Raw genomic sequence first — 290 nt, 5'->3', positions numbered from 1 at the left:
CGGCGACTACTGGAGCGTGGCGGGCGTGCTCTCGGTCGAGCTCGACGAGCTCTGGACCGCGGGCGTCATGCTGGAGGCGCAGGACCGGCAAGCCTACACGGATGCGCCGATGCTCGACCTCGGCGCCTTCGTGGAGCGCGCGGTCGCGCCCGACCTGACGCTCGGCCTCGTCGCCTGGCACGGCGCGGCGGGCGGCGGCGCGGCCTTCAGCGTCGGGCTCCGCCTCGCCTACCGCGTCAGCCTGGGGCTTGATAGGCTGGTGCGATGATGGACGGCATGGCGCAGCCCGG

At 74.1% G+C, this 290-nt stretch carries 1 protein-coding gene; it reads left to right on the top strand.

Features of this window, described 5'->3' with window-relative positions:
- Positions 1-268 (top strand): hypothetical protein (locus AC1MIR_RS20090; RefSeq protein WP_480029959.1); only part of this gene is annotated, 268 nt, incomplete at its 5' end.
- Positions 269-290 lie beyond the last annotated feature (22 nt).

It is taken from the genome of Falsiroseomonas sp. RANM36 (assembly GCF_056682175.1).
The sequence above is the reverse complement of the archived record's forward strand: the minus strand, read 5'-3'. Positions and strand labels throughout refer to the sequence as shown.